Below are 4,190 nucleotides of genomic sequence, written 5' to 3' on the forward strand. Positions count from 1 at the left end.
TAGTTAATTGCAGGCTCTGAGCCAGATGTCGGTTCACCCCAAGATATCGACCATCAGCACTAATCGAAGACACCGCTCCCGGTACAGCATCCAAAACTGCCTCTAGTTGCTCTTTTGCTTGTCGCAGCTGATGATTAGCTTCGGACAATTCTGTTGTCTGTTTTTGAAATTGGTATTCCAATTGCTGATCACCCAGAAGCCATTTCTCCTGAACCTGCTTACGGTTGGTGATTTCCGGTTGTAATTGCTGATTGACCTGAGTTAACTGAGCAGTTTGTTGTTCCACTACTTGCCCAAGTCCTTTGATAATCCTACACATCTGTGTAGAGTCAAGGGTGGTGAGCAAGTTAGGCTGGTTAATAATGCCTAGCAACTCCCCTAGATCGCCAGTTTCCAACACTTGTGCTAGCTGCTGCTGTTCCATCTGTTAATATAGTTTGAATATTACTTAATAAGTACTCACCGAACAAGTACTATGGAACGCTGTTAGATGATCACAACATCTCCAACGGAAACACTATCTCCAACGGAAACACTAACCTGACCCAATCCGATAGACTTCCTCGACCAATGTTGCTAAACGCTGCATGGCAATTTCAATTTCTTCTTCAGTAGCGGTAAGGCTGATGCGAATGCACTGTTGCTGGTGAGACCAGTCTTCTCGTAAGCCGGGGAAAAATGTACTCCCAGGCACAACAATCACACCCACCTGCTTCAAATTTTGGTACAGTTCCCAGTCGGTAATTGGCAAATCCTGTAACCACAACCAAGCAAAGATAGCTCCTTCACCCCGATGCAAGAACCAAGGCAAGTCTTTGGGCATAGATTTGTCTAATGTAAGTTCAAGGGTCACAAACTTTTTCTGGTAGTGGGGGCGAATCACATTAGTGGCAATCTCGGGGAGTGCTCCAGATGCGATCGCTTTTGCGGCAATAGCTTGTCCATAGCGGGACGAATGAATACAAAGATTGGTCTGGAAGGATTCCAAAATGCTAATTAGCTTGGGATTTCCAATGGCTACACCAACCCGTTCCCCTGGTAGTCCAGCTTTTGATAAACTCAGACAGTGGATGATATTGTCTCGAAAGACTGGTGTCATTTCGGTAAAGTTCAGTGCTGGAAACGGTGGAGCATAAGCTGCGTCAATCAACACTGGCACATTGAATGGTGTAGCTATTTCGGCAATTTTGATTACTTCTTCATCGGTGATAACATTGCCAGTGGGATTACAGGGACGGGAAACAATTACACAGCCAGTCTCTTGGCTAATCTTTAATTGGCTGAAATCAGGGCGATACTTAAAGCGGTGTTGCTCGTGATTAATTTCCAGAGTAGGTTTGTATGCATATACTGCTTCTGGAGTCAAGCTTACTCCTCCATAGCCAGTGTATTCTGGAGAAAGGGGCAAGACAACTTGTTTGAGTTGGCCGCTGCTGGTGTAGCCACCAAAAACGTTAGCGGCGTAGAAGTAAATGGATTGAGAACCGGGAGTAATCAGGATATGGCGATCGCTTAGGGAAAGACCGTAGCGTTGATTGAAATCCTTTGCGATCGCATCGATCAGAGGCTGGTATCCTTGAGATGACCCATAGCGGCAAATCACCTCACCGTAGTCTGAGCTAGCCAACAGTTGTGCCGTACAATCGCGCCAAAGTTGCTCGACTTCTGGCAAAATCACTGGATTCCCTGCACTGAGATTAATCCAATCTTGTCCCTGACCAGCTCGTAGGGTTTCGATAATATCTTTCATAATCGCTCGGACACCAGTCAGTTTGGACATCTGAGTCCCAATTTGAGTCAGGGTAGGATCCATGGATAGTGATCACCTTTTGGCTTTGAGGATACTTGATCAAGCTTCTCCAATCGAAAATCATACCAAAATGCCGATTCTCGAACCAAACAAATATGCTCTTGCCCTTCACACCACTAGTCCTCAACTGGGGCTGGTGATCAGTAACTTTGCCAAGGATACCCGCTGCCAAACTTGGGACTTAGGGCGAGAGTTGTCTGCCCAATTGCATCAGCACTTGACTGAATTTCTGAATTCCCAAAGTTGGGAAAACTTAGAATTCATTGCGGTAGCTATTGGACCAGGTAGCTTTACGAGTACCCGTATCGGTATAGTTACTGCTCGTACCCTAGCACAACAGTTAGATATTCCCCTGTTTGGCATTTCTACACTGGCAGCGATCGCCTGGTTAGGGGAAGAGGGGAAAGAGGGGGAAGAGGGAGCTATGTATCAAGACAACTCGGGATCAGCAATCAGCAATCAGCAATCAGCAATTAGCACTCAAAACTTATCACTAAGCACTCAGATTGCTATTCAAATGCCTGCCCAACGGGGTCAGCTGTATACCGCCATCTATCAGCCATCAATAGCTGGTTTGGGGCTGAGGAAGATTTTACCAGATGCTGTCATGACTTCAGATCAATGGAAACAAGTTTTGGATACCTTAGAAACACCATTACGATTGCTAGAGGCTCCGGCCAATTTAGGGAGTTATGCTAGGGGTGTCTTGGAACTTGCTTATCTCGATTGGCAACAGGGAAAGCGCCCCAACTGGTCAGAAGTACTGCCGTTTTATGGACAGCATCCAGTTTAAGAATTAAGAATTAAGAATTAAGAATTAAGAATTAAGAATTAAGAAAATTATATTTTTTTGATAATTTATAATTGAATTTATGGAGTATTTTTGAATTTTTTTTGATAATTTATAATTGGATTGATGAGGTATTTTTTGATTTTGAATTGATAATTTATAATTGGAGCGAAGCGATTGACCAAGCAAGAAGAACGTGCGTACTGGCTAGCATGGTCAGAAGTTCCCGGTATCGGATCAGTATTGCTCCAACGGCTACACCAACAGTTTGGAACTCTGGCAGAGGCTTGGAAAGCGTCAGCTTCAGAGTTAGGAGCAGTTGAGGGGTTCGGGGTGCGGCTGATCGAAAGAGTAGTGAAAATGCGTGGGCAATACTTACCGGAACAGCTACTTGAGCAACACTTGGTCAAAAATCCTTGTTTCTGGACACCAGCGGATGGAGAGTATCCCCGCTTGTTACTAGAAATTCCTAGTCCTCCCCCAAGGCTATACTATAGCGGAGTAGTTGATCTAGCAGAAAATTACGGTAGCAAGCCGATAGTTGGGATTGTGGGTACCCGCAATCCCAGCGAATACGGTAAACGTTGGACTCGTAAAATCAGTGCTACCCTTGCTAAGCATGGTTTTACAGTGGTGTCCGGTATGGCAGTGGGAATTGATACACAAGCCCATCGTGGGTGTCTGGAAGCGGGTGGTAGAACCATAGCAGTGTTGGGAACTGGTCTTGATGTGGTATATCCCTTGAGCAATAGTTATCTTTATAAACAAATTCAAGAACAGGGATTGGTAATCAGCGAGTATCCAGCCAGTACCAAACCCGCACGTTCCAACTTTCCCCAACGCAATCGGATTATTGCTGGTTTAAGCCGTGCAGTTTTAGTGATGGAAGCGCCTAATAAGTCCGGAGCGCTAATTACTGCTAGGCTCGCCAATGAGTTCTGTCGGGATGTCTATGCACTACCAGGTTCCTTAGATAATCCCAATTCTATCGGTTGTTTGGGACTGTTAAATCGGGGTGCCCATGTAATTTTAAGTGAAGGTCACTTGTTGGAAATGCTAGGAGCTATTCCAGAACTTGACCCCCACTCCGCTATAGAACAACCTTTACCCGCTTTACCTGTACCGACCTTAGAGCCAGCATTGGCAAAAGTGTTGGATGCGATCGCATTTGAACCAACCTCATTCGATATCATTGTCCAGCAAGCAGCTTTAGAAGCAGGCTCAGTATCCAGTGCCTTGTTACAGTTGGAACTAATGGGATTAGTGTCTCAGGCTCCAGGGATGCGATATCGAAGATTGATAACTGAATAGTTATTTAATGATTAATACAAATAACACTAATTTACGTTCCTTGGCTTTCAGATGCACGTTAGTATTCAAAATCCTCCCAAGCCAGAAGACATAGCAGCAAACATGAAGCGTCTGGGTGAGTTGGGATTGCAGGTTCAGGTCACCGAGATGGACTTGACACTCCCCGCTTTAAAAAGACGGGGATTCCATGATCTTTGACCGGCCTTAAACCTTCGTGTCCAAATGGCAATATCTAAGCCGAAATCCCGTCAAGACTAAGATTTCAGTTCAGCTCACGAA

General features: G+C 45.1%; 4 protein-coding genes and 1 pseudogene. 3 read left to right on the plus strand and 2 right to left on the minus strand.

Annotated features, from left to right (window positions below):
* Both F6K20_RS26875 and F6K20_RS26880 read right to left on the minus strand, forming a co-directional pair.
* Positions 1-424 (minus strand): annotated as a pseudogene (locus tag F6K20_RS26875) (hypothetical protein); the annotation flags it as partial.
* A 111-nt stretch (positions 425-535) separates the two neighbouring features.
* Positions 536-1,813 carry a valine--pyruvate transaminase gene (locus tag F6K20_RS26880; RefSeq protein WP_287296681.1) on the minus strand — a complete coding sequence of 426 codons (1,278 nt, stop codon included), beginning with the start codon at positions 1,811-1,813 and terminating at the stop codon, positions 536-538.
* Here F6K20_RS26880 and tsaB point away from each other — a divergent pair.
* The 3 genes from tsaB to F6K20_RS26895 all read left to right on the plus strand — a co-directional run bounded on the left by tsaB (position 1,812) and on the right by F6K20_RS26895 (position 4,109).
* Positions 1,812-2,603 carry a tRNA (adenosine(37)-N6)-threonylcarbamoyltransferase complex dimerization subunit type 1 TsaB gene (gene tsaB / locus F6K20_RS26885; RefSeq protein WP_287267804.1) on the plus strand — a complete coding sequence of 264 codons (792 nt, stop codon included), beginning with the start codon at positions 1,812-1,814 and terminating at the stop codon, positions 2,601-2,603. The genes F6K20_RS26880 and tsaB overlap by 2 nt on opposite strands.
* Positions 2,604-2,777: 174 nt before the next feature.
* Complete coding sequence (gene dprA / locus F6K20_RS26890; protein WP_287267802.1) at positions 2,778-3,911, plus strand: DNA-processing protein DprA; 1,134 nt, start codon at positions 2,778-2,780, stop codon at positions 3,909-3,911.
* 51 nt (positions 3,912-3,962) lie between these two features.
* Positions 3,963-4,109 (plus strand): endo-1,4-beta-xylanase, encoded by a 147-nt coding sequence (locus tag F6K20_RS26895; protein ID WP_008189043.1) that lies wholly within the window; start codon positions 3,963-3,965, stop codon positions 4,107-4,109.
* Positions 4,110-4,190: the final 81 nt, after the last annotated feature.

Source organism: Moorena sp. SIO2C4, from assembly GCF_010672485.1.
Taxonomy (GTDB): Bacteria; Cyanobacteriota; Cyanobacteriia; order Cyanobacteriales; family Coleofasciculaceae; genus Moorena; species Moorena producens.